The organism is Kitasatospora albolonga, from assembly GCA_002082585.1.
Classification (GTDB): Bacteria; Actinomycetota; Actinomycetes; order Streptomycetales; family Streptomycetaceae; genus Streptomyces; species Streptomyces stephensoniae.
Genome location: CP020563.1, coordinates 3,005,582 through 3,024,702, shown reverse-complemented (window position 1 = coordinate 3,024,702; position 19,121 = coordinate 3,005,582). Strand labels below are relative to the sequence as shown.

Here is a 19,121-nt window from a genome sequence, read left to right as displayed (position 1 = left end):
TCGTCGAGGAGGCCGCGCGATGAGCCGTCTCCTGCACCGCGACGCCGCCCCGCCCGTCCCCGCGAGCGACCTGTTCGTACGGTCGGCCGACGGCTCGCGCATCCACGTCGAGCTGTACGGCCCCGAGGACGCCCCGGCGGTGGTCCTCGCCCACGGCTGGACCTGCAACACCCACTTCTGGGCTGCGCAGATCCGGGACCTCGCCGCCGACCACCGCGTCATCGCCTACGACCAGCGCGGCCACGGCCTCACCCCCGAACCCGGCCCCGGCGGCTACAGCGTGAACGCGCTGGCCGACGACCTCGAAGCGGTGCTCGCCGCCACCCTCGCCCCCGGGCGGAAGGCGGTGCTGGCCGGGCACTCCATGGGCGGGATGACGCTGATGGCCGCCGCCCGCCGCCCCGGACTGCGCGAGCACGCCGCAGCGGTCCTCCTCTGCTCCACCGGCAGCGGCCGGCTGCCCGCCGAAGCCCTCGTCGTACCGCTGCGGGCGAGCGCGTTCCGGACCCGGCTGACGACCGCGGTCCTGGGGGCGAAGGCGCCGCTCGGCCCGGTCAATCCGGTGTCGAAACGTATCCTCAAGTACGCGACGATGGGCGCCGGTTCGGCCCCCGCGCGGGTCGACACCTGCGCCCGCATCGTGCACGCCTGCCCGCGCCGCGCGAGGGTGGGATGGGGTCAGGTGCTGGCCGGGCTGGACGTGACGGCCGAGGTCCGCGAGCTGCGGGTGCCGACGGCGGTCGTCGCCGGTACGGACGACCGGCTCACCCCGCCGGTCCACGCACGGGCCATCGCGGCGGCGCTCCCGGTCGGCCTCGGGCTGACCGAGCTGGCGGGCATGGGGCACATGACGCCGGTCGAGGCCCCGGAGGCGGTCACGGCGAAGCTCAGGGAACTGACCACCCGGTACGTCGGAGCCTCGACGGCCACCCCGGCCGCCCCGTCCGAGAAGGAGGATGTCGCATGAGCAGCAGGCGGAGTCTGGAGGGCCAGGTCGTCGTCGTGACCGGCGCGGCCCGGGGCGTGGGCGAACTGCTCGCCCGCAAGCTGTCGGCGCGCGGGGCGACGCTGGCGCTGGTCGGTCTGGAGCCGGACGAGCTGAAGAAGGTCTCCGAGCGGCTGCACGGCGAGAGCGACCACTGGTTCGCCGATGTCACCGACCACGCGGCGATGGCCCGGGTGGCGCTCGAGGTCAAGGAGCGGTTCGGCAAGGTCGACGTGGTCGTCGCCAACGCGGGCGTCGCCTCGGGCGGCCCGTTCGTCGACTCGGACCCGGACGCGTGGCGGCGGGTCATCGAGGTGAACCTGATCGGCGGCGCGGTCACCGGGCGGGCGTTCCTGCCGGTGCTGATGGAGAGCCGCGGCTACTTCCTCCAGATAGCCTCGCTGGCCGCGATCACCCCGGCGCCGATGATGACGGCGTACTGCGCGTCGAAGTCGGGCGTGGAGGCGTTCGCGCACAGCCTGCGCGCGGAGGTCGGCTACAAGGGCGTCAAGGTAGGGGTCGGCTACCTCTCCTGGACCGACACCGACATGGTGCGCGGCGCGGACCAGGACGAGGTGATGCGCGAGCTGCGCCAGCGGCTGCCGTGGCCGATGAACCGTACGTACCCGCTCGGCCCGGCCGTCGACCGGATCGTGGACGGCATCGCGCGCCGCTCCCCGCATGTGTACGCCCAGTGGTGGCTGCGCGGGATGCAGTCGGTCCGGGGGTATCTGCCCTCGGTCATCGCGATCGGCGGACAGCGCGAGATGCGGCGCTTCGAACCCCGCCTCCACACCGTGCCGAAGGGGCTCGTGGGGGCCGGGGGAGAGGCGGACCAGGACGCGCGTGCGGAGCGTGCCGACCGTACGTGACGGGGTGGGCCGGGCCGGGTGTCACGGTGGGTAGCTGTCTGAAATGCGTGTGATGTCGCGCCGTGCAACGCTGGGCGAGGCCCCGCGGTGGGCCGTCCCACGTACCTCACGCATCCCACAGGAGTGAACAGCATGGGTATCGCAGACCAGTTCAAGGACAAGGCGCAGGAGCTCGCCGACCAGGCCAAGGAGAAGGTCGGCCAGGCCAAGGACCAGGCTTCGGAGCGGGGCTCGCAGGCCCAGGACCGGAACCGGGACCAGGAGCACGGCTCCGACGCGTCGACGGGCCTGCGGGACCGGGCCCAGGACGCGAAGGACCAGGCGCGCGAGCGCTTTGACCGTTGACGGTCGCTGAGGTGTGACGCGTGCGCGCTGCGCTGTGCGCGTGCGTACGCGTCGCGTCAGGAGGCGCATCCGGGTTGACCGGGTGCGCCTCCTTCCTGCGTATGGGGCCGGTGCCGGGCCCGTAACGGGCCGGGGGTCACCACAGGCGGGCCACCTCCCGCCCCTCGGAGTCCAGGACGATGTAGTCGGACTCTCCGGGATAGGGCAGCCAGACCGAGATCCCGTTCGACCAGACGGCGATCTCGACGGCAGGGGCCAGGCCCGGGTCCAGCCGCAGCGTGATGAACTCCCCGGCGGCGAGCGTGAAGGCGGTTCCCCCGGGCTCGAAGGTGATCCGCGCGGGCCCGTCGGCCGCAGCCAGCTTCATGTCCATCGTCGGACGGCTGTCGGTGCCCATCTGGGGCAGTCCTCCTCGGGCGAATCCGGTCTAACGCAGGCGAACTCGGCGATCCCGGAGATCTCGGGGATCGCCCTGTGCTGTAGGGCGACTTCCGTCAGCATCGCTCGTCTCCCTCCGTGATCAATGGTCCTATGCCGTGGGAGAAGCGTCCTTCTGCTTTTCGGCTTCGGAGAACAGGAGGGTGGGTTCGGCGAGGATGTCGCGGTCGGCTTCGCTCTTGTAGATCTCGTCGACGCTGCCGAACCGGGCCTCGGAGTAGTCGAGGTCCAGCAGGGCGGCTGCCTGGCGTACCGATGCCTCGTCGGGTTCTTCGATCTCCAGGAAGGTGGGGAGGTCGGGCCAGGTGTCGAAGTCGAAGGCGACCTCGCCCAGGCGCCATTCCTCGCGGTAGTTCTCCTGGTAACGGACCTCGGTGAGGCCGACCCGGCGCAGGATGTCGGCCATGGCGTGCAGGTCGGTGACCTCGGTCTCGATCTCCTTGGTGCCGTCGATCGTTGTGGCGTCGGTGACCTGCTTGAGCGTGAGCGTCGAGCGGGTGCCCTCGTCCCGCAGCCGAATCCAGGTCCCGCCGTCGAGGCAGTCGTTCTCGAAGATCTTGCGGGTGAGGAGAGTTCGGGGGAACGCCTGGACGGCACCGAGTGCGCTCAGCTTGGTCTGGAGGCCGACGACGTCGACGGCCAGGAACTTCGCCTCGTACTCGTGCTTCATGGGACCTTCTCTCAGAAGTGGTCGGTGAGGGCGGACGTCCGGGCCGCGAGCAGCAGGCCCATGCGGTGGGTGTGGTCGTGCAACTGGCCGACGTGGGCGCGTTCCGTGAATTCGGTGGTGCGCAGGGTGAGCAGGGAAGCGCATCCCTGAGCTCCGTCTCGGCCACCCGCCTCGCCCGATCCGCTGTCAATTCACCCATGCCCTGCTCCATGCCCAACCAGGGACAGAAGAGCCCCCCAGGAGGCACCTCAAGTGAGCCCCACGCCCGCCGACCCTGAAGCCTGGAACGCGTACCTCGCCGAGGGCAACGCCAAGCAGGCCCGTAAACGTGTCGCAGCAGACGTGCTCGTCCGAGATCCGCTCGGACGTGTGCTGCTGGTGAAACCCACCTACAAGCCGGGCTGGGACCTGCCGGGAGGTATGGCCGAAGCGAACGAGCCACCCGAAGAAGCGGTCCGGCGCGAGCTGCGGGAGGAGCTGGGTCGCGACATCGGTCTGCTCGGACTTCTGGTCGTGGACTGGGTCGCCCCCCATGGGCCGTGGGACGACCAGATCGCCTTCGTCTTCGACGGCGGCACTCTCCGCGATGACGAGGCGCTGCGACCTCATGACCAGGAACTGTCCGAGGCCCGCTTCGTTCCGCTGGAAACGGCGCGCGAGCTGGTCAGCGAACGGATGCGGCGGCGGCTGGACGCGGCGGTGAAGGCTCTGGAGGACGGTCGGCCGATGTACCTCCATGACGGCACGACCGACTGGTGAGCCGACACGGCCGCTCCGTTCGCCCGCACTCTGATCAAGCTGCGGAGCGCCGTCCGCCCGTCGGTGCTTCGTCCGGTCGGCGGGGTTCGCGCGGAGTGAAGACGAAAGCCGACGTGTCGCCGTCCAGATCGATGGTCAGTGACGCTTCGAGTGCTGTGGCGAGACGCGTCAGCAGTGCCAGGGTCGGTACGGAGTCGCCGCCTTCGATGTTGGAGATCTGCGGCTGGCTCATCCCGGCCCGGCGCGCCAGCTCGGTCTGGGAGAGCCGGAGTGCGGTACGGCGGTCGTGGACCGCCTGGCCGAGGGCGAAGGAGTGTCCTGCTTCGATGTAAGCGGCGGACTCCTCGACCGTTTCGCCCAGGAGCTTCCGGGTCCTGCGGGTCTTCCACGTGGAGTGATTCATGGAGTCTCCTCCCTTTTCCGGTCGTAGCTGTGCTCGGCAGGGCCGTGGTCGGCTTCGCACATCTTCTGGGCCTGCCGAGCTCGTTCGACTTCGCTGTCCTCGCGTTGCCTGGTCTTGCGGAACACCGTCAGCAGCACGATGCGCCGGTCGGGGGCGAGCCAGTTCGTGATGCGCACCGCGTTGCCGTCCATGGTGAAACGCAGCTCCCGCACCTTGCCGCCAAGGTGTCGGGCGTACGGCTCCCCCAGAGCTGTCGGCTGAGCCAGGAGCATGTCAACAGCGCGCTCGGTTCTGTCGTAGTGGGCATCCGTGAGTAACTCCAGCCACTGCCGGACCTCCGGCTCGATTTCGACCTGCCGAGGACTCTCCACTCCCTCCACTATACGGAAATCCATATAGGGTGCAGAAGTGTGCCGGTGCGAGCCTCGGCTTTTCCTGCCGGTTGCAGAAAGCGCTCAAGCCTCGGACCCCGAAGCTCGGGGCCCAGGTGTGCCACGCGGCCCCCATGGCCGAATCCGTCCGCTTCCGGACTCGATGCTGCCTGTCGCCCGCCCGTCGCGCGGCCCAGGCTGGGGGCATGTCCCGAGCACTGATCGTCATCGATGTCCAGGAGTCCTTCCGCGCCGGTCCGCTGTGGGAGACCCTCTCCGACCCGAAGATCGCCGAACCGGTGGGCCGCCTGGTCCGGCTCTTCCGGCAGGCGGGGGACCACGTGGTGTGGGTCCTGCACTCCGAGCCCGGTACCGGCGACGTCTTCGACCCGGCCCTCGGGCATGTCCGGCTGCTGGATGAGCTGGAGCGGGCGGAGGGGGAGCCGCTGATCCACAAGACCTCGCACAACGCCTTCACCACTACCAACCTTCAGCAGCTCCTCACCGAGCGCGGTGTCCGCGACCTCACCCTCTGCGGCATCCGCACCGAGCAGTGCGTGGAGACCACCGCCCGGGTCGGCAGCGACTTCGGCTACCGGGTCACCGTCGCCATCGACGCCACCGCGACCAACCCCATCCCGCACCGCGACGCCCCCGCCGACCTGAGCGCCGCCGAGCTGCTGGCCGACCCCCGTACGCTCTCCGCCGAAGAGGCCATCAGGCGCACCGAGTACGCCCTCGCCGGACGTTTCGCCACCATTGCGACCGTCGAGGAGCTGGAGGCCGCGGCGGAACTCCGGGGATGATGACCGAATCGTGAGCCACATCGTCTTCTTCCTGGTACCCGGAGTCCATCTGCTGGATCTGGCCGGCCCCGCGCAGGTCTTCTCCACTGCCACCGACTTCGGTCACCCCTACACGCTCTCCTACGTCGCCGAGCGGCCCCAGGTCCCCACCGCCCAGGGGCTGCCCCTGGTGGCCGGTCCCGACTGGCCCGGGCTCGGGCCCGAGGACCTGATCGTGGTGCCGGGCTGGCGGACCGGTATCCCGGCCGGAGAGCCCGCCATCGGCCCCGCCTCGCTGCGGGCCCTCCGGGACCACCACGCCAGGGGCGGGACGGTGGCCAGCGTCTGCGCCGGGGTCGAGGCGCTCGGGCGGGCCGGTCTGCTCGACGGCCGCCGCTGCACCACCCACCACGACGTGCAGGACGAGCTGGCCCTGCGCTACCCCGATGCGGTGGTCGTCCCGGACGTCCTGTTCACCGTCGACGACCGGGTCATCACCTCGGCCGGGATCGCCAGCGGCATCGATCTGGCCCTCCACCTGGTCGCGACCCGGCACGGTCCGGCCGTCGCCGCGCGGGTGGCCCGGGAGATGGTCGTCCACACCCGCCGCAACGGCCACGAGCCGCAGGCCAGTGCGATGCTCCGGCACCGCTGCCACCTGGACGACACCGTGCACCGCGCCCAGAATCTCATCGACGCCCGCTTCGACCAGCCCCTGCCCCTGCCCGCCCTGGCCTCGGCCGTCGGCGTGAGCGAGCGCACCCTCACCCGCCTCTTCAGCCGCGCCACCGGGCTCACCCCCCTGCGCTACCAGCAGACCCTCCGCCTCGAACGCGCCCAGCACCTCATCAGCCACGGCGCGACGGTCGACACCGCCGCCCGCTCGGTCGGCTTCGAGGACGCCCGCATGCTGCGCCGCCTCCGCGCCCGCGCGGCCTGACCACGACCGGCCGCGGAAGGCCGAAGCCCTCCCGGGCTCGTACGGCGGTACGCCGCACCCGGCGCACGGCAGGGGGCCGGGTGCGGTGAGGCGTGCGTCGGCGGAGCGGGCCGCTCGCTCCTCCGCTACCTCGGCGGCAGCGGTGGCCTCCGCAGGTTCGGGGCCGTGTCGTACGACGGTGGCGTCGACGCCGGGTGCGCGGCCAGGAGGTCCAGGGCCACCCGCACCGCGTCGTCCAGGACCGCGTACCGGCCCTCCGCCCAGTCCAGCGGGGTGCGCAGCGCCTTCACGTCCGGTTCCACGCCGTGGTTCTCCACCGACCAGCCGTACGTGTCGAACCAGGCCGCGTTCATCGGGACCGTGATCACCGTGCCGTCCCCCAGGCGGTGGCGGCCCGTCATGCCGACCACCCCGCCCCACGTCCGCTGGCCCACCACCGGGCCCAGCTTCAGCAGCCGGAACGCGGCGGTGATCATGTCGCCGTCGGAGGAGGTCGCCTCGTCGGCCAGGGCGACGACCGGGCCGCGCGGGGCGTTGGAGGCGTAGCTCACCGCCTGCGCGTTACGGGTCAGGTCCCAGCCGAGGATCTTCCGGGTGAGCTTCTCCACCACCAGCTCGCTGATGTGGCCGCCCGCGTTGCCCCGTACGTCCACGATCAGCGCCGGGCGCGAGACCTCCAGCCGCAGGTCCCGGTTGAACTGGGCCCAGCCCGAGCCGCCCATGTCCGGGATGTGCAGATAACCGCACTTGCCGCCGCTCAACTCCCGTACGACATCACGCCGTTTGGCCACCCAGTCCTGGTAGCGGAGAGGGCGTTCGTCCACCAAGGGCATGATCGCCACCCGGCGCGAGGGGCCGCCGCCCGCGGGGGTGAACGTCAGCTCCACCGTGGTGCCCCCGGCCGCCGTCAGCAGCGGGTACGGGCCCGTCACCGGGTCCACCGGGCGGCCGTCCACATGCGTGAGGACCGCGCCCTCGCGGATGCCCGTACCGGCCAGCGGGGAGCGGGCCTTGGAGTCGGACGAGTCGCCGGGGAGGATGCGCTGGACGACCCAAGATCCGTCCCGGCAGACCAGGTTGGCGCCCAGCAGGCCGATCGCCCGCTGGTAGTGCGGCGGGCCCTCGTTGCGGCGGGCGGGGGAGACGTACGCGTGCGAGGTGCCCAGCTCGCCCAGGACTTCGCGCAGCAGGTCCGCGAACTCGTCGGGGGACGCCACCCGTTGGACCAGCGGGCGGTACTGCTCCAGTACGCCGTCCCAGTCGATCCCGCACATGTCCGGCTCCCAGAAGTAGGAGCGGATGATCCGGCCCGCCTCCCCGTACGCCTGCCGCCACTCCGCCCCCGGGTCCACCTCGTGCAGGATGCGGCGCAGGTCCAGATAGACCGTGGAGTCGCCGTCGCCCGGCTCGGTGGCGGGGACGGCGCGCAGCTCGCCGTCGTCCATCACGACCAGGCGCGAGCAGTCGCCGCTGACCGCGAACCAGTCGAGGTGGTCGACCAGTTCGGTCTTCCGCGCCTTCGCGATGTTGAAGTGCTCCAGCGTCGGCCGCCCCGACATGTCGGCCGGGTTGGCGAACGTCTCGCCCAGCGCCCCCGAGATCGGCCACCGCAGCCAGACCAGACCGCCGCCGCTCACCGGGTGCAGCGCCGAGTACTTGGAGGCGGAGACCGGGAACGGCGTCACCCGGCTCTCCAGGCCCTCGAACTCGACCATGACCGTGGAGCCCTCCGACGTACTCCCGGCCTCCGGAACGTCTATCGGGTCCAGGCCGCCCGCCGCCGGGCGCCCGTCCGGGGAGAGCGCGAAGGGGGAGGGGGTCGCGGAGGAGAGCGGGACCAGGTACGGGCGGCAGCCCAGCGGGAAGGAGAGGTCCCCGGTGTGCACGTCGTACACCGGGTCGAAGCCCCGCCAGGAGAGGAACGCGAGGTAGCGGCCGTCCTCCGTGAACACCGGGTTCTCGTCCTCGAACCGGCCGTTGGTGACGTCCACGATCACCGGGGCGCCGGGGCCGGAGATCCGGGCCAGCTTGATCTGGCGCAGCGAGCGGCCGATGCCCGGGTGGGACCAGGTCAGCCAGTCGCCGTCGGGGGAGAAGGCGAGGTCGCGGACCGGGCCGTTGACCGAGCGGATCAGCTCGGTGAGGCCGGGGTGTTCGTCGACGGATGCCGCGATGCTCTCAGGGACCGCTGCGCCTGTCGCCGCGTAGAGGTCGGCCCGGGTGGAGCCGGTACGGGGGCGCTCCCGGGGCTCCTCGGCCGTTTCGGTCGCCTCGGATTCGTTGTCGGCCCCGTCGGCCCCGTCGGCCCCGTCGGTTGCGTCGGGTGCCTCCCCCGCGACGGAAGCCCCCACCGTCCCCGGCTCCTCCGGCTCCCCCGTGTCCAGCAGCAGCAGCCTGCCGTCGTTCGACGCGATGGCCAGGCGCTCGCCCTCCGGGTCGGAGACCATCTCCTGCACCCGGCCCAGCTGCCCCGAGGCCAGTCGGCGCGGGGCGCGGTCGCCGCTGGCGCGCGGGAGGTAGGCGACCTCCACCGCGTCCTCGCCGTCCGCGTCGGTGACGTACGCGACCCGGCCCCCGCTGCCGAGCATCTCCGGCAGCCGCACCCGTACCCCCGGGGTGTCGCTGATGGTGCGGGCGGGGCCGTCGCGGTGGGTGAGCCAGTAGAGGCTGCCGCGTACGGTGACGGCGCTGGCCCGGCCCGTCTCGTCGACCGAGAGCGAGTCGACGTTGCTGGCGGCGGGCACCTGGTAGTGGCGGCGGCCGGTGCGCGGGCCGCCGAGGCGGACCTCCAGCCTGCGCGGGGTGGCGTCCGGTGACTCCAGGTCCTCGACCAGCCAGAGGTCGCCCGCGCACTGGTAGACGACCCGGTGGCCGTCGCTCGCGGCGTTGCGGGCGTAGAAGGCGTCGTGGTCGGTGTGGCGGCGCAGGTCCGTGCCGTCGGTCCGGCAGGAGTAGAGGTTGCCGACGCCCTCGTGGTCGGAGAGGAACGCGATGCGGCGGCCGACGAACATCGGGTTGGCGAGGTGGCCGTCGATGTCCGGCAGCAGGCGTTCCCCGTGCAGCCAGAGGCGGCCCATGGCCCCGCCCCGGTAGCGCTTCCAGGCGGCCGGTTCGTGCGGGGGCGTGCCGGTGAGGAGCAGGGTGCGGCGCTCGCCGTCCAGGTCGGCCACCGCGATGTCGGAGACCGGGCCCCAGGGGAGCGGACCGCCGGGGCTGCCGTCGGTGGGGACGCTGTAGGCCCAGGAGAAGTACGAGAACGGCTGGTTGTGCGAGGAGACGGCGAGGATGTGGGTGGAGTCGGGCGGGTCGGGGGTCCAGCCGCAGACCCGGGCGTCGGTCGAGCCCCAGTGGGTGAGCCGCCGGGCCGGGCCGCCGTCGACCGGGGCGAGGTGGATCTCGGGGTCCAGCGTGCGCCAGGTCGTGTAGGCGATGGAGGTGCCGTCGGGCGAGAAGCGGGGGTGGCTGACCCGGGTCCGGTCGACGGTCACCCGCCAGGCCCGTCCCGGCCGGTGGCCCGCCGGGACGAGGGGGGCGACCCACAGGTCGTCCTCGGCCGCGAAGCAGAGCAGGTCCTGGTGGAGGTGCGGGAAACGGAGATACGCGACGTCGTCACTCACCCCCCAATGCTTTCCGCGCGCAGGGCCCGTGGCAACTTGTGGTGCAGCCCACAAGCGAAACGATTTCGTTTCGCTGGGTGGGAGGGGTACGGTTTCAGGTGTACGAAACAGTTTCGTTCGATGGCGAGCGGGACAGCTACACGCAGTACATGAACGGAACACCGGACCGGTGGACAGTGAAGCGAAGGAGGTCGGTCCATGGCACGCACGAGGCTGACCCCCGAGCGTGAGGGCGAGCTGTACGAGGCCGTCCTCGATCTGCTCCGTGAGGTCGGCTATGAAACCCTGACCATGGACGCCATCGCCGCCCGCACCCGGTCGAGCAAGGCCACGCTCTACCGCCAGTGGGGCTCCAAGCCCGAGCTGGTCGCCAAGGCGCTCCGGCACAACAAGCCGGGAGACCTGTCCGACATCGACACCGGTTCGCTGCGCGGGGACTTCCACGTGGTGCTGAGCCGGACCGACGACTGCCAGATGGAGAAGGACGCCGCGCTGATGCGGGGTCTGAGCCATGCCGTCCACGAGTACCCCGAGCTGCTCCAGGCCCTGCGCGAGCTCTTGATCAAACCGGAGATGACCGGTTTCGACGAGATGCTCCAGCGGGCGGTGGACCGGGGTGAACTGCGCGCGGACAATCCGGCGCTGAAGTACATCCCGCATATGTTGATCGGCGCGCTGGCCGCCCGGCAGCTGATCGAGGACCGCCCGGTCGACCAGGCGTTCCTCACGGACTACGTGGACTCCGTGGTGCTCCCCGCCCTCGGCGTCTGACCGCACGCGGTCTCCGTGGCGCTCCCCGGCCCCGGAGTCCGACGCCCCGACCGCCCCTGAACGTCCCCGCACGTCGAGGTCCCCGCCTCGATCCCGTACGGCCCTCTCCCCGACGCACCACCAGACACCTGACACGCCGCTCTCGTCGTCGGGCCGGCACCTCACGCCCAGTTTCCACTCATACGACCTGACCGGGAGTACGCCCCCGTGGCCACTTTCCTCTACAAACTCGGACGGCTCACTTTCCGCCGCCGCCGTTTCGTCGCCCTGATCTGGGTGGCGCTGCTGGCGCTCGCCGGATTCGGCGCGGCCTCCGCGTCGACCGCCACCTCCAGTTCCTTCTCCATCCCCGGTACGGAGGCGCAGCGCGCCTTCGACCTGCTGGAACAGCGCTTCCCCGGTGCCAGCGCCGACGGAGCCACCGCCCGGGTCGTCTTCAAGGCACCCGAGGGCGAGAAGGTCACCGATGCCGCCAACAAGGGCGAGATCACCGGCATCGTGAAGGAGCTGCGCTCCGGCTCCGACCAGGTGGCCCAGGTTGCCGACCCCTTCGAGGCCCAGGCGGTGAGCCAGGACGGTTCGACCGCGTACATCTCGGTGAGCTACAAGGTCAACTCCATGGAGCTGACCGACCAGACCCGGGACGCCCTGGAGGGGGCGGGCAAGGACGCGCAGAGCAGCGGTATGAAGGTGGAGATCGGTGGTGACGCGCTCCAGGTCATGCCGCACACCGGGACCGCCGAGATCATCGGTATCGCCATCGCGGCCGTCGTCCTGGTCATCACCTTCGGCTCGCTGATCGCCGCCGGGCTGCCGCTGGTCACCGCCGTCATCGGCGTCGGCATCGGGGTCTCGCTCATCACGGCCCTGGCCAACGTGCTGGACCTGGGCTCCACCACCCCGATCCTCGCCTCGATGATCGGCCTCGCGGTCGGCATCGACTACGCCCTCTTCATCGTCTCCCGCTACCGCGCCGAACTGGCCGACGGCCGTGAGCGCGAGGAAGCGGCCGGGCGGGCCGTCGGCACCGCCGGATCGGCCGTCGTCTTCGCCGGTCTGACCGTGGTCATCGCGCTGGTGGGCCTCGCCGTCGTCAACATCCCGATGCTGACGAAGATGGGCTTCGCCGCCGCCGGTACGGTCGCGATCGCCGTGGTCATCGCCCTCACCCTCGTCCCGGCCCTGCTGGGCTTCGCGGGCAAGCGGATCATCGGCCGCAAGGCCCGTAAGGGCGCGGAGACGCCCACCCTCGAGAAGACCGAGGCGGCCGGGGACTCCACGGGTGCCAAGGACGCCAAGCCCAACATGGGCACCCGCTGGGCCCGGTTCGTGCTGCGCAGGCCGGTCTGGGTGATGGTGGTCGGCATCCTCGGCCTCGGCGTCGTCGCCGTACCCGCCGCGTCCCTGGAGATGGGCCTGCCCGACGACGGCGCCCAGCCGAAGTCGACCACGCAGCGCCAGGCGTACGACATGCTCTCCGACGGTTTCGGCCCCGGCTTCAACGGGCCGCTGATGGTCGTCATGGACGGCAAGGGCAGCTCCGACCCGAAGGCCGCGGCCGAGCGGGTCTCCAAGGAGATCGAGTCCATCGGCGTCGTCGCCGTCACCCCGGCCCAGTTCAACAAGGCCGGCGACACCGCGATGATCACGGTCATCCCGAAGGACCGGCCGTCGTCCCACGCCACGGAGGAGGTCGTCCACGACATCCGTGACGCGGGCAAGGACATCAAGTCCGACACCGGGGCCGAGGTCCTGGTCACCGGCGCCACCGCGATGAACATCGACTTCTCGCAGAAGATGAACGACGCGCTGCTGCCCTACCTGGCGCTCGTCGTCGGCCTCGCGTTCCTGCTGCTGATGCTGGTCTTCCGCTCGATCCTCGTCCCGCTGAAGGCGGCCCTCGGCTTCCTGCTCTCGGTGATCGCGGCCCTCGGCGCGGTCGTCGCGGTCTTCCAGTGGGGCTGGCTCGGCTCGCTCTTCGGGGTCGAGCAGACCGGTCCGATCATGAGCATGATGCCGATCTTCATGATCGGTGTGGTCTTCGGTCTCGCCATGGACTACGAGGTCTTCCTCGTCACCCGGATGCGCGAGGCGTACGTCCACGGCGAGAGCCCCGGCCAGGCCATCGTGACCGGGTTCAAGCACGGCGCACGGGTGGTCACGGCGGCGGCCGTGATCATGATCGCGGTCTTCGCGGGCTTCGTCGGCTCCAGCGAGCAGATGGTCAAGATGATCGGCTTCTCGCTCGCGGTCGCGGTCCTCTTCGACGCCTTCGTGGTGCGCATGGCGATCGTGCCGGCGGTCCTGGCCCTGCTGGGCAGGAAGGCGTGGTGGCTGCCGCGCTGGCTGGACCGGGTGCTGCCGAACGTCGACGTGGAGGGCGAGAAGCTCCAGAAGCAGCTGACGGAGGAGCCGGTCTCCTCCGGAGGCGGCGAGGGCGGGGACGGACACGGCGGCGAGCGCGAGCTCGTACGCGTCTGAGCCGTCCGGCCCGCTGTACCGGGGACTCCGTGAGCCGTTCGAGTCCCCTCCCGGACCCCGGGGCCGCGTCTGAGCGGAGCGCGGCCCCGGAAGCGCCGGTTACCTGTGGGGACGGGGGACCGGGGCATCGAGAAGGCCCCCGTGCGATGAGCACGGGGGCCTTCTCCGCGTAACGGGGGCCTTCTCCGCGTATCCGTACGCCGACCTCAGCCGCGGGCCGGCTGCTGGGCGCCCTTCGGCTCCGGGCGGGTGCGGGACGGCCGTTTCTCCGCCGCCCCGTCGGACGGCGGCGCGGCGGCGGTCGCTGCGGCCGCTGCCGGGACCTGCGCGCGGGTGCGGGCCAGGAAGCGGATCAGCGTCCTGATCTCGAACTGGAACACCTCCACCCCGTCCGTCGAGTGCAGCTCCACGATCAGCTGCGTACGGCCGCAGGGCCAGACGCGGACGGCCCCGCGTTCGATCGGGGTGCGCAGACCGCGCTCCAGCAGATCGCGGCCGAACGCCCAGTCGGTGCCGTCGGGCAGTCCGATATGGACGGTGCGGGGGTCGTCGGCCGCGTCGTAGCGCAGATCGACGGGGACCGGACGGGTCAGCGGGCCATCGGTGATGAGCCGGGCGCGTGCATGTTCTTCGATCACAGGGGACATGGGCCGGCTCCTCCTATATGTATCGCTCTGCCCTCTAATGTCCCATATTTCATAGAATCGGCACGGTGAGCGTGCGCTCACGTGACGGAGAGTGGGGGCCGGGCCGAGACGGAACGCGGCGTCGAGCCGAAGCGTGACGCCGCTGCCGGGCCTCCGCTCTTGCGCATGGTTCGCAAGAGAGCACAATTATTGATGAGTTCATGACCCCGCCCGCAGAGCCGCGTCCACGCGGACGCGGACACCGTGCGGAACCGCAGGAAGCGGAGCCTCTGTCATGCATGTACCCGATGGATTCATCGATGCACCTGTCTCCGTGGCCGCCGGGGTGTTCGCCGCCGGAGCGGTCGCCGTCAGCCTCCGCGGCGCCCGGCGCGAACTCGACGAGCGCACCGCCCCGCTCGCCGGTCTGGTGGCCGCCTTCATCTTCGCCGTACAGATGCTGAACTTCCCGGTGGCCGCCGGTACCAGCGGCCATCTGATGGGAGGGGCACTGGCCGCGATCCTGGTCGGGCCCTACACGGCGGTGCTCTGTCTCTCCGTGGTGCTGCTGATGCAGGGCATCTTCTTCGCGGACGGCGGACTCACCGCGCTCGGCGTGAACATCACCGTCATGGGCGTGGTCACCGTCGTGGTGGCGTACGGGGTGTTCCGGCTGCTCACCGGCCTCCTGCCGCGCACGCGCCGGTCCGCGACCGCGTCGGCGTTCGTCGCCGCGCTCGTCTCCGTACCGGCGTCGGCCGCCGCGTTCACGCTGCTCTACTGGATCGGCGGCACCACCGACATCCCGATCGGCAAGGTCTTCACGGCCATGGTCGGCGTCCACGTCCTGATCGGCATCGGTGAGGCGGTCATCACCGCGCTGACGGTGGGCGCGGTCCTCGCCGTACGCCCCGACCTCGTCCACGGTGTCCAGGGCACCCTGGCAGCGCCCCTCAAGCTCCGGGTCGACGGCGAACTGGTCGACGCCCCGGCCCCCGCCCGCGAGCCCGAGCCCGTCACCGCGCACCGCTCCGACAGGGGGTTCCTGATCACCGGCCTGGCCTCGGCCTTCCTCCTCGCCGGGGTCGTCTCCTTCTACGCCTCCGCCAACCCGGACGGCCTGGAGCGGGTCGCCGCCGACCAGGGCATCGACGAGAAGGTGGAGGAGCACGGCGCGGCCGACTCCCCGCTCGCGGACTACGGCGTGGGCGACATCGCGAACGCCCGGCTCTCCGGCGGTCTCGCCGGGGTGATCGGCGTCAGCGCCACGGTGGTCGTGGGCACGGGCGTCTTCTGGGTGGTGCGCCGCCGCAGGGAGGACGACCGGGGCGGTCCCGCGCGGTCCGACCACGAGAACGCCTGAGGAGCCGGAAAGGGGGCTGACCCATGGGAGCGACGGGCCACGCCCACAAGCTCTACCGGCACGGGCACAGCCCGGTCCACCGGCTGCCCCCGCACTGCAAGCTGGCCGCCGTCTTCTGCTTCGTGCTCGTGGTCGTCTCCACCCCGCGCGAGGCGATGTGGGCCTTCGGGCTGTACGCGGCCCTCCTCGCCGCCGTCGCGGCGGTGGCCCGCATCCCGCCCGGCTTCCTGCTGAAACGCCTGGTCATCGAGGTGCCGTTCGTGGCGTTCGCGCTGCTCATGCCGTTCGTGGTGCCGGGCGAGCAGACGGAGGTCCTCGGCGTCTCCGTCAGCGTCCCCGGCCTCTGGGGCGCCTGGAACGTGCTGGCCAAGGCCACCCTGGGCGTCGCCGCCTCCGTACTCCTGGCCTCCACCACCGAACTGCGGGCCGTCCTCCTCGGCCTCCAGCGGCTGAGACTGCCGCCGCTGCTGGTGCAGATCGCCTCGTTCATGATCCGGTACGGGGACGTCATCACGGACGAGATGCGGCGCATGTCCATCGCCCGCCGCTCCCGGGGGTTCGAGGCGCGCGGCGTACGGCAGTGGCGCGTCCTGGCCACCTCGATGGGCGCCCTGTTCATCCGCTCGTACGAACGGGGCGAGCGCGTCCATCTCGCCATGGTCAGCCGGGGGTACGCGGGCACGATGCCGGTCATCGACGAGGTGACGGCGACCCGGGCCCAGTGGGCGTACGCGGCGGCCCTTCCCGTACTCGCGCTCACGGTCTGTCTGCTGGGATGGACCCTGTGACCCTCTCCCCGAAGGACGCCGTGCCCCAGGCCCCCGTCCCGTCGCTCGACGTCAGCGGCCTCGCCTACGCCTACCCCGACGGCCACCAGGCCCTCTTCGGGGTGAACCTGACCGTGGGGCGCGGCGAACGCGTGGCGGTGCTGGGCCCCAACGGAGCGGGCAAGACCACGCTCGTCCTGCACCTCAACGGCATCCTGGCGGCGGGCTCGGGCACGGTCCGCGTCGCCGGGCTCCCGGTGGCGAAGCGGAACCTGCCGGAGATCCGGCGCCGGGTGGGCATCGTCTTCCAGGACCCGGACGACCAGCTGTTCATGCCCACGGTCCGCGAGGACGTCGCCTTCGGCCCGGCCGCGTCGGGGCTGCGCGGCCCCGAGCTGGAGGAGCGGGTGGTGCGCGCGCTGGAACAGGTCGGCATGGCGGAGTACGCGGCCCGCCCGCCGCACCACCTCTCCTTCGGGCAGCGCCGCCGCGTCGCCGTGGCCACGGTCCTCGCGATGGAGCCGGAGATCCTCGTCCTGGACGAGCCCTCCTCCAACCTGGACCCGGCCTCCCGCCGCGAACTGGCCGACATCCTGCGCTCGTTGGACGTCACGGTGCTGATGGTCACGCACGACCTGCCGTACGCGCTGGAGCTCTGCCCGCGCGCGGTGATCCTCAGCGAGGGGGTGATCGCCGCCGACGGACGTACGCAGGGGCTGCTCTGCGACGAGGAGTTGATGCGCGCGCACCGGCTGGAGCTGCCGTTCGGCTTCGACCCGGGCTCGGTCACCGTTCCGTCCCCGTAAACAGATCGTGACAGTGCGGTGGTGACGCCGACCCGCTCCCCGCCCGACCCGCCCGGCCGTGCACCATGGGGTGATGAGCGGGAGCGCGGGAGTGAGCACGGCGGGTACGGGAGCGGACACCGGAGCGGACACGGCCGTGGGCGTGGACGTACGGGGCACGGTGGCGCCGGGGTTCGAACCGGTCGCGGACGCCTTCGTCCGCAACTTCGAGCAGCGGGGCGAGCGCGGCGCGGCCGTCGCCGTCTACCGCGACGGGCGCAAGGTCGTGGACCTCTGGGCCGGTACGAGAGACGTGGACGGCACCGAACCGTGGGCCGTCGACACCGTCCAGATCGTGCGCTCGGCGGGCAAGGGCATCGCCGCCGCCGTCCCCCTCCTGCTCCACCAGCGCGGCCAGGTGGACCTGGACGCCCCGGTCTCCACGTACTGGCCGGAGTTCACGGCGAACGGCAAGGAACGCGTCCTGGTCCGCGACCTCCTGGCCCACCGCGCCGGGATTCCCGCCCTGGACCGCCCCCTCACCCCCGCCGAGGCCGCCGACGGTGTGTCCGGGCCCGCCGCCGTCGCCGCGCAGCGCCCGGAGTGGGAGCCGGGCACGGACCACGGCTACCACGCCCAGACGTACAGCTGGGTCATCGGCGAACTGGTCCGCCGCGCCACCGGCCGCACCATCGGCCGCTGGATCGCGGAGGAGATCGCGCGCCCGCTGGGCCTGGACTTCTGGTTCGGGCTCCCGGCGGACGAGGCCCACCGCATCGGCCGTATCGGCCCCGTGGAGCCCCCGGCGCCGGGGGAGGTCTCCGGCGCCCTGCGCGTACGCCCCAAGCGCTCGGTGGTCGAGGCGTACCGCGACCCGGAGTCGCTCACCCGGCGGGCGTTCGGCGCGATCGACCCGCTCCCCGACGAGAACGACGCCGCCTACCGTACGGCCGAACTCCCCGCCTCCAACGGCATCGCGACGGCCCGGGGCCTGGCCCGCTGCTACGCCGCGATGCTCGGCCCGGTCGACGGCCACCGCCGCCTGTTCGCCCCCGCCACGCTCACCCTCGCCCGCACGGAGGAGTCGGCCGGGCCCGACCGGGTCCTGGTCGTCAACACCCGCTTCGGCCTCGGCTACATGCTGCACGGCCCGGCGGCCCCGCTGCTCGGCCCCGGCTCGTTCGGCCACCCGGGCCGGGGCGGCTCGCTCGGCTTCGCCGACCCCGAGTCGGGCATCGCCCTGGGCTATGTGACCAACGGCCTCCAGAAGGGAGTCACCGCCGACCCCCGTGCCCAGGCACTGGTCAGGGCAGTACGGTCGGCGCTATGACATCCACGCGTTTCGACGGTTACAGCGTCCTGATCACCGCCGCCGGCCAGGGCATCGGCGCGGCAACGGCCCACCGCCTGGCGGCGGAAGGCGCCAAGGTCCTCGTCACCGACCTGGACGCCGGGCGCGCCTCCGGCACGGCGGCGGCGATACGCGAGGCGGGCGGCACCGCCGACTCCCTGGCCTGCGATGTGGCGGACCGTACGGCGGTGGAGGCGGCCGTGGCGTACGCGGTCGGGACCTTCGGCGGCCTGGACGTGCTGGTCAACAACGCGTACGCGGCGACCGACGACGCCGAGCTCTTCGAGGACCAGCCGGACGAGACCTGGGAACACGACCTGGACATCACCCTCTCCGGCCCCTTCCGCTGCGCCCGCGCCGCCCTGCCGCACCTGGTGGCCTCGGGCCGGGGCGCGATCGTCACCATCGGCTCGGTCAACGGCGAGCAGGACTTCGGCGGCCACGCGTACAGCGCGGCCAAGGCGGGCCTGGCGAGCCTGACCCGTACGCTGGCGGGCCACGCGGGGCCGCGCGGCGTACGGGTCAACCTGGTGGCGCCCGGCACGATCCGCACGGCGGCCTGGTCGGGCCGCGACGCGGAGTTGGAGCGAGCAGCCGCGCTCTACCCGCTCGGCCGGGTCGGCACCCCCGAGGACATCGCGTCCGCCGTCGCCTTCCTCGCCTCCTCCGACGCGTCCTGGATCACGGGGACGACGCTGCGGGTGGACGGCGGCATCCTGGCGGTGAACACGGGCTTCCGGCAGGCGATGGCGGCCGGGGAGTAATTGCCTGGCCCGGAACCGGAACGCGCCC

The 19,121-nt window shown here is 71.8% G+C and carries 19 protein-coding genes and 1 pseudogene; 13 read left to right on the top strand and 7 right to left on the bottom strand.

Translation table 11 applies throughout. The features are described 5' to 3' along the window. The first annotated feature begins 19 nt into the window (after positions 1 to 19). The 3 genes from B7C62_13035 (at position 20) to B7C62_13025 (ending at position 2,202) form a co-directional block, all read left to right on the top strand. Positions 20 to 967, top strand: coding sequence for an alpha/beta hydrolase (locus B7C62_13035; protein ARF73087.1), 948 nt, complete (start codon positions 20 to 22; stop codon positions 965 to 967). Then, complete coding sequence (locus tag B7C62_13030) at positions 964 to 1,857, top strand: short-chain dehydrogenase (protein ID ARF73086.1); 894 nt, start codon at positions 964 to 966, stop codon at positions 1,855 to 1,857. The genes B7C62_13035 and B7C62_13030 overlap by 4 nt, the downstream gene beginning before the upstream one ends. A 132-nt stretch (positions 1,858 to 1,989) precedes the next feature. Beyond that, entirely contained in the window at positions 1,990 to 2,202 is a 213-nt protein-coding gene (locus B7C62_13025; protein ID ARF73085.1) for a hypothetical protein, read from the top strand. A 136-nt stretch (positions 2,203 to 2,338) separates the two neighbouring features. Here the strand turns inward: B7C62_13025 and B7C62_13020 are convergent, their stop codons facing one another. From B7C62_13020 to B7C62_13010, 3 genes and pseudogenes are all read right to left on the bottom strand, one after another. Next, entirely contained in the window at positions 2,339 to 2,575 is a 237-nt protein-coding gene (locus tag B7C62_13020) for a hypothetical protein (GenBank protein ID ARF77138.1), read from the bottom strand. Between the two features lie 156 nt (positions 2,576 to 2,731). Further along, positions 2,732 to 3,310 (bottom strand): adenylyl cyclase, encoded by a 579-nt coding sequence (locus B7C62_13015; GenBank protein ARF73084.1) that lies wholly within the window; start codon positions 3,308 to 3,310, stop codon positions 2,732 to 2,734. Positions 3,311 to 3,321: 11 nt separating this feature from the next. Beyond that, positions 3,322 to 3,444 (bottom strand): annotated as a pseudogene (locus B7C62_13010) (SAM-dependent methyltransferase). Positions 3,445 to 3,562: 118 nt separating this feature from the next. On the opposite strand from B7C62_13010, the gene B7C62_13005 reads away from it, so the two are divergent. Then, on the top strand, positions 3,563 to 4,069 hold the full coding sequence (locus B7C62_13005) for an NUDIX hydrolase (GenBank protein ARF73083.1): 507 nt from the start codon (positions 3,563 to 3,565) through the stop codon (positions 4,067 to 4,069). Positions 4,070 to 4,103: 34 nt separating this feature from the next. Here the strand turns inward: B7C62_13005 and B7C62_13000 are convergent, their stop codons facing one another. Both B7C62_13000 and B7C62_12995 read right to left on the bottom strand, forming a co-directional pair. Next, positions 4,104 to 4,472, bottom strand: coding sequence for a transcriptional regulator (locus B7C62_13000; protein ID ARF73082.1), 369 nt, complete (start codon positions 4,470 to 4,472; stop codon positions 4,104 to 4,106). After that, positions 4,469 to 4,867 (bottom strand): addiction module toxin RelE, encoded by a 399-nt coding sequence (locus B7C62_12995; protein ID ARF73081.1) that lies wholly within the window; start codon positions 4,865 to 4,867, stop codon positions 4,469 to 4,471. Before B7C62_12995 ends, B7C62_13000 begins: the two co-directional genes overlap by 4 nt. A gap of 182 nt (positions 4,868 to 5,049) precedes the next feature. Here B7C62_12995 and B7C62_12990 point away from each other — a divergent pair, with 182 nt between their 5' ends. Further along, entirely contained in the window at positions 5,050 to 5,649 is a 600-nt protein-coding gene (locus B7C62_12990) for a cysteine hydrolase (protein ID ARF73080.1), read from the top strand. A gap of 10 nt (positions 5,650 to 5,659) precedes the next feature. Continuing rightward, the gene (locus B7C62_12985; GenBank protein ID ARF73079.1) at positions 5,660 to 6,568 is read left to right on the top strand and encodes an AraC family transcriptional regulator; all 909 of its coding nucleotides are present in this window, start codon (positions 5,660 to 5,662) and stop codon (positions 6,566 to 6,568) included. 125 nt (positions 6,569 to 6,693) lie between these two features. Here B7C62_12985 and B7C62_12980 read toward each other — a convergent pair whose 3' ends face one another. Next, the gene (locus B7C62_12980) at positions 6,694 to 10,185 is read right to left on the bottom strand and encodes a peptidase S41 (protein ARF73078.1); all 3,492 of its coding nucleotides are present in this window, start codon (positions 10,183 to 10,185) and stop codon (positions 6,694 to 6,696) included. Positions 10,186 to 10,383: 198 nt separating this feature from the next. Between B7C62_12980 and B7C62_12975 the strand changes: the two genes are divergently transcribed. Further along, positions 10,384 to 10,956 carry a TetR family transcriptional regulator gene (locus B7C62_12975; GenBank protein ARF73077.1) on the top strand — a complete coding sequence of 191 codons (573 nt, stop codon included), beginning with the start codon at positions 10,384 to 10,386 and terminating at the stop codon, positions 10,954 to 10,956. 207 nt (positions 10,957 to 11,163) lie between these two features. Then, entirely contained in the window at positions 11,164 to 13,437 is a 2,274-nt protein-coding gene (locus B7C62_12970; GenBank protein ARF73076.1) for a hypothetical protein, read from the top strand. A gap of 206 nt (positions 13,438 to 13,643) precedes the next feature. Here the strand turns inward: B7C62_12970 and B7C62_12965 are convergent, their stop codons facing one another. After that, a complete protein-coding gene (locus B7C62_12965; GenBank protein ARF73075.1) occupies positions 13,644 to 14,084 on the bottom strand; it encodes an SsgE protein in 441 nt (146 codons plus the stop codon). A 274-nt stretch (positions 14,085 to 14,358) separates the two neighbouring features. Between B7C62_12965 and B7C62_12960 the strand changes: the two genes are divergently transcribed. From B7C62_12960 to B7C62_12940, 5 genes are all read left to right on the top strand, one after another. Continuing rightward, on the top strand, positions 14,359 to 15,426 hold the full coding sequence (locus B7C62_12960) for a cobalt ABC transporter permease (GenBank protein ID ARF73074.1): 1,068 nt from the start codon (positions 14,359 to 14,361) through the stop codon (positions 15,424 to 15,426). A gap of 23 nt (positions 15,427 to 15,449) precedes the next feature. After that, entirely contained in the window at positions 15,450 to 16,214 is a 765-nt protein-coding gene (locus B7C62_12955) for a cobalt ECF transporter T component CbiQ (protein ARF73073.1), read from the top strand. Beyond that, positions 16,202 to 16,999 carry a cobalt ABC transporter ATP-binding protein gene (locus B7C62_12950; GenBank protein ID ARF73072.1) on the top strand — a complete coding sequence of 266 codons (798 nt, stop codon included), beginning with the start codon at positions 16,202 to 16,204 and terminating at the stop codon, positions 16,997 to 16,999. The genes B7C62_12955 and B7C62_12950 overlap by 13 nt, the downstream gene beginning before the upstream one ends. A 142-nt stretch (positions 17,000 to 17,141) precedes the next feature. Next, positions 17,142 to 18,308 (top strand): esterase, encoded by a 1,167-nt coding sequence (locus tag B7C62_12945; GenBank protein ARF77137.1) that lies wholly within the window; start codon positions 17,142 to 17,144, stop codon positions 18,306 to 18,308. After that, a complete protein-coding gene (locus B7C62_12940) occupies positions 18,305 to 19,093 on the top strand; it encodes an oxidoreductase (protein ARF73071.1) in 789 nt (262 codons plus the stop codon). The genes B7C62_12945 and B7C62_12940 overlap by 4 nt, the downstream gene beginning before the upstream one ends. The last annotated feature ends 28 nt before the right edge of the window (positions 19,094 to 19,121 follow it).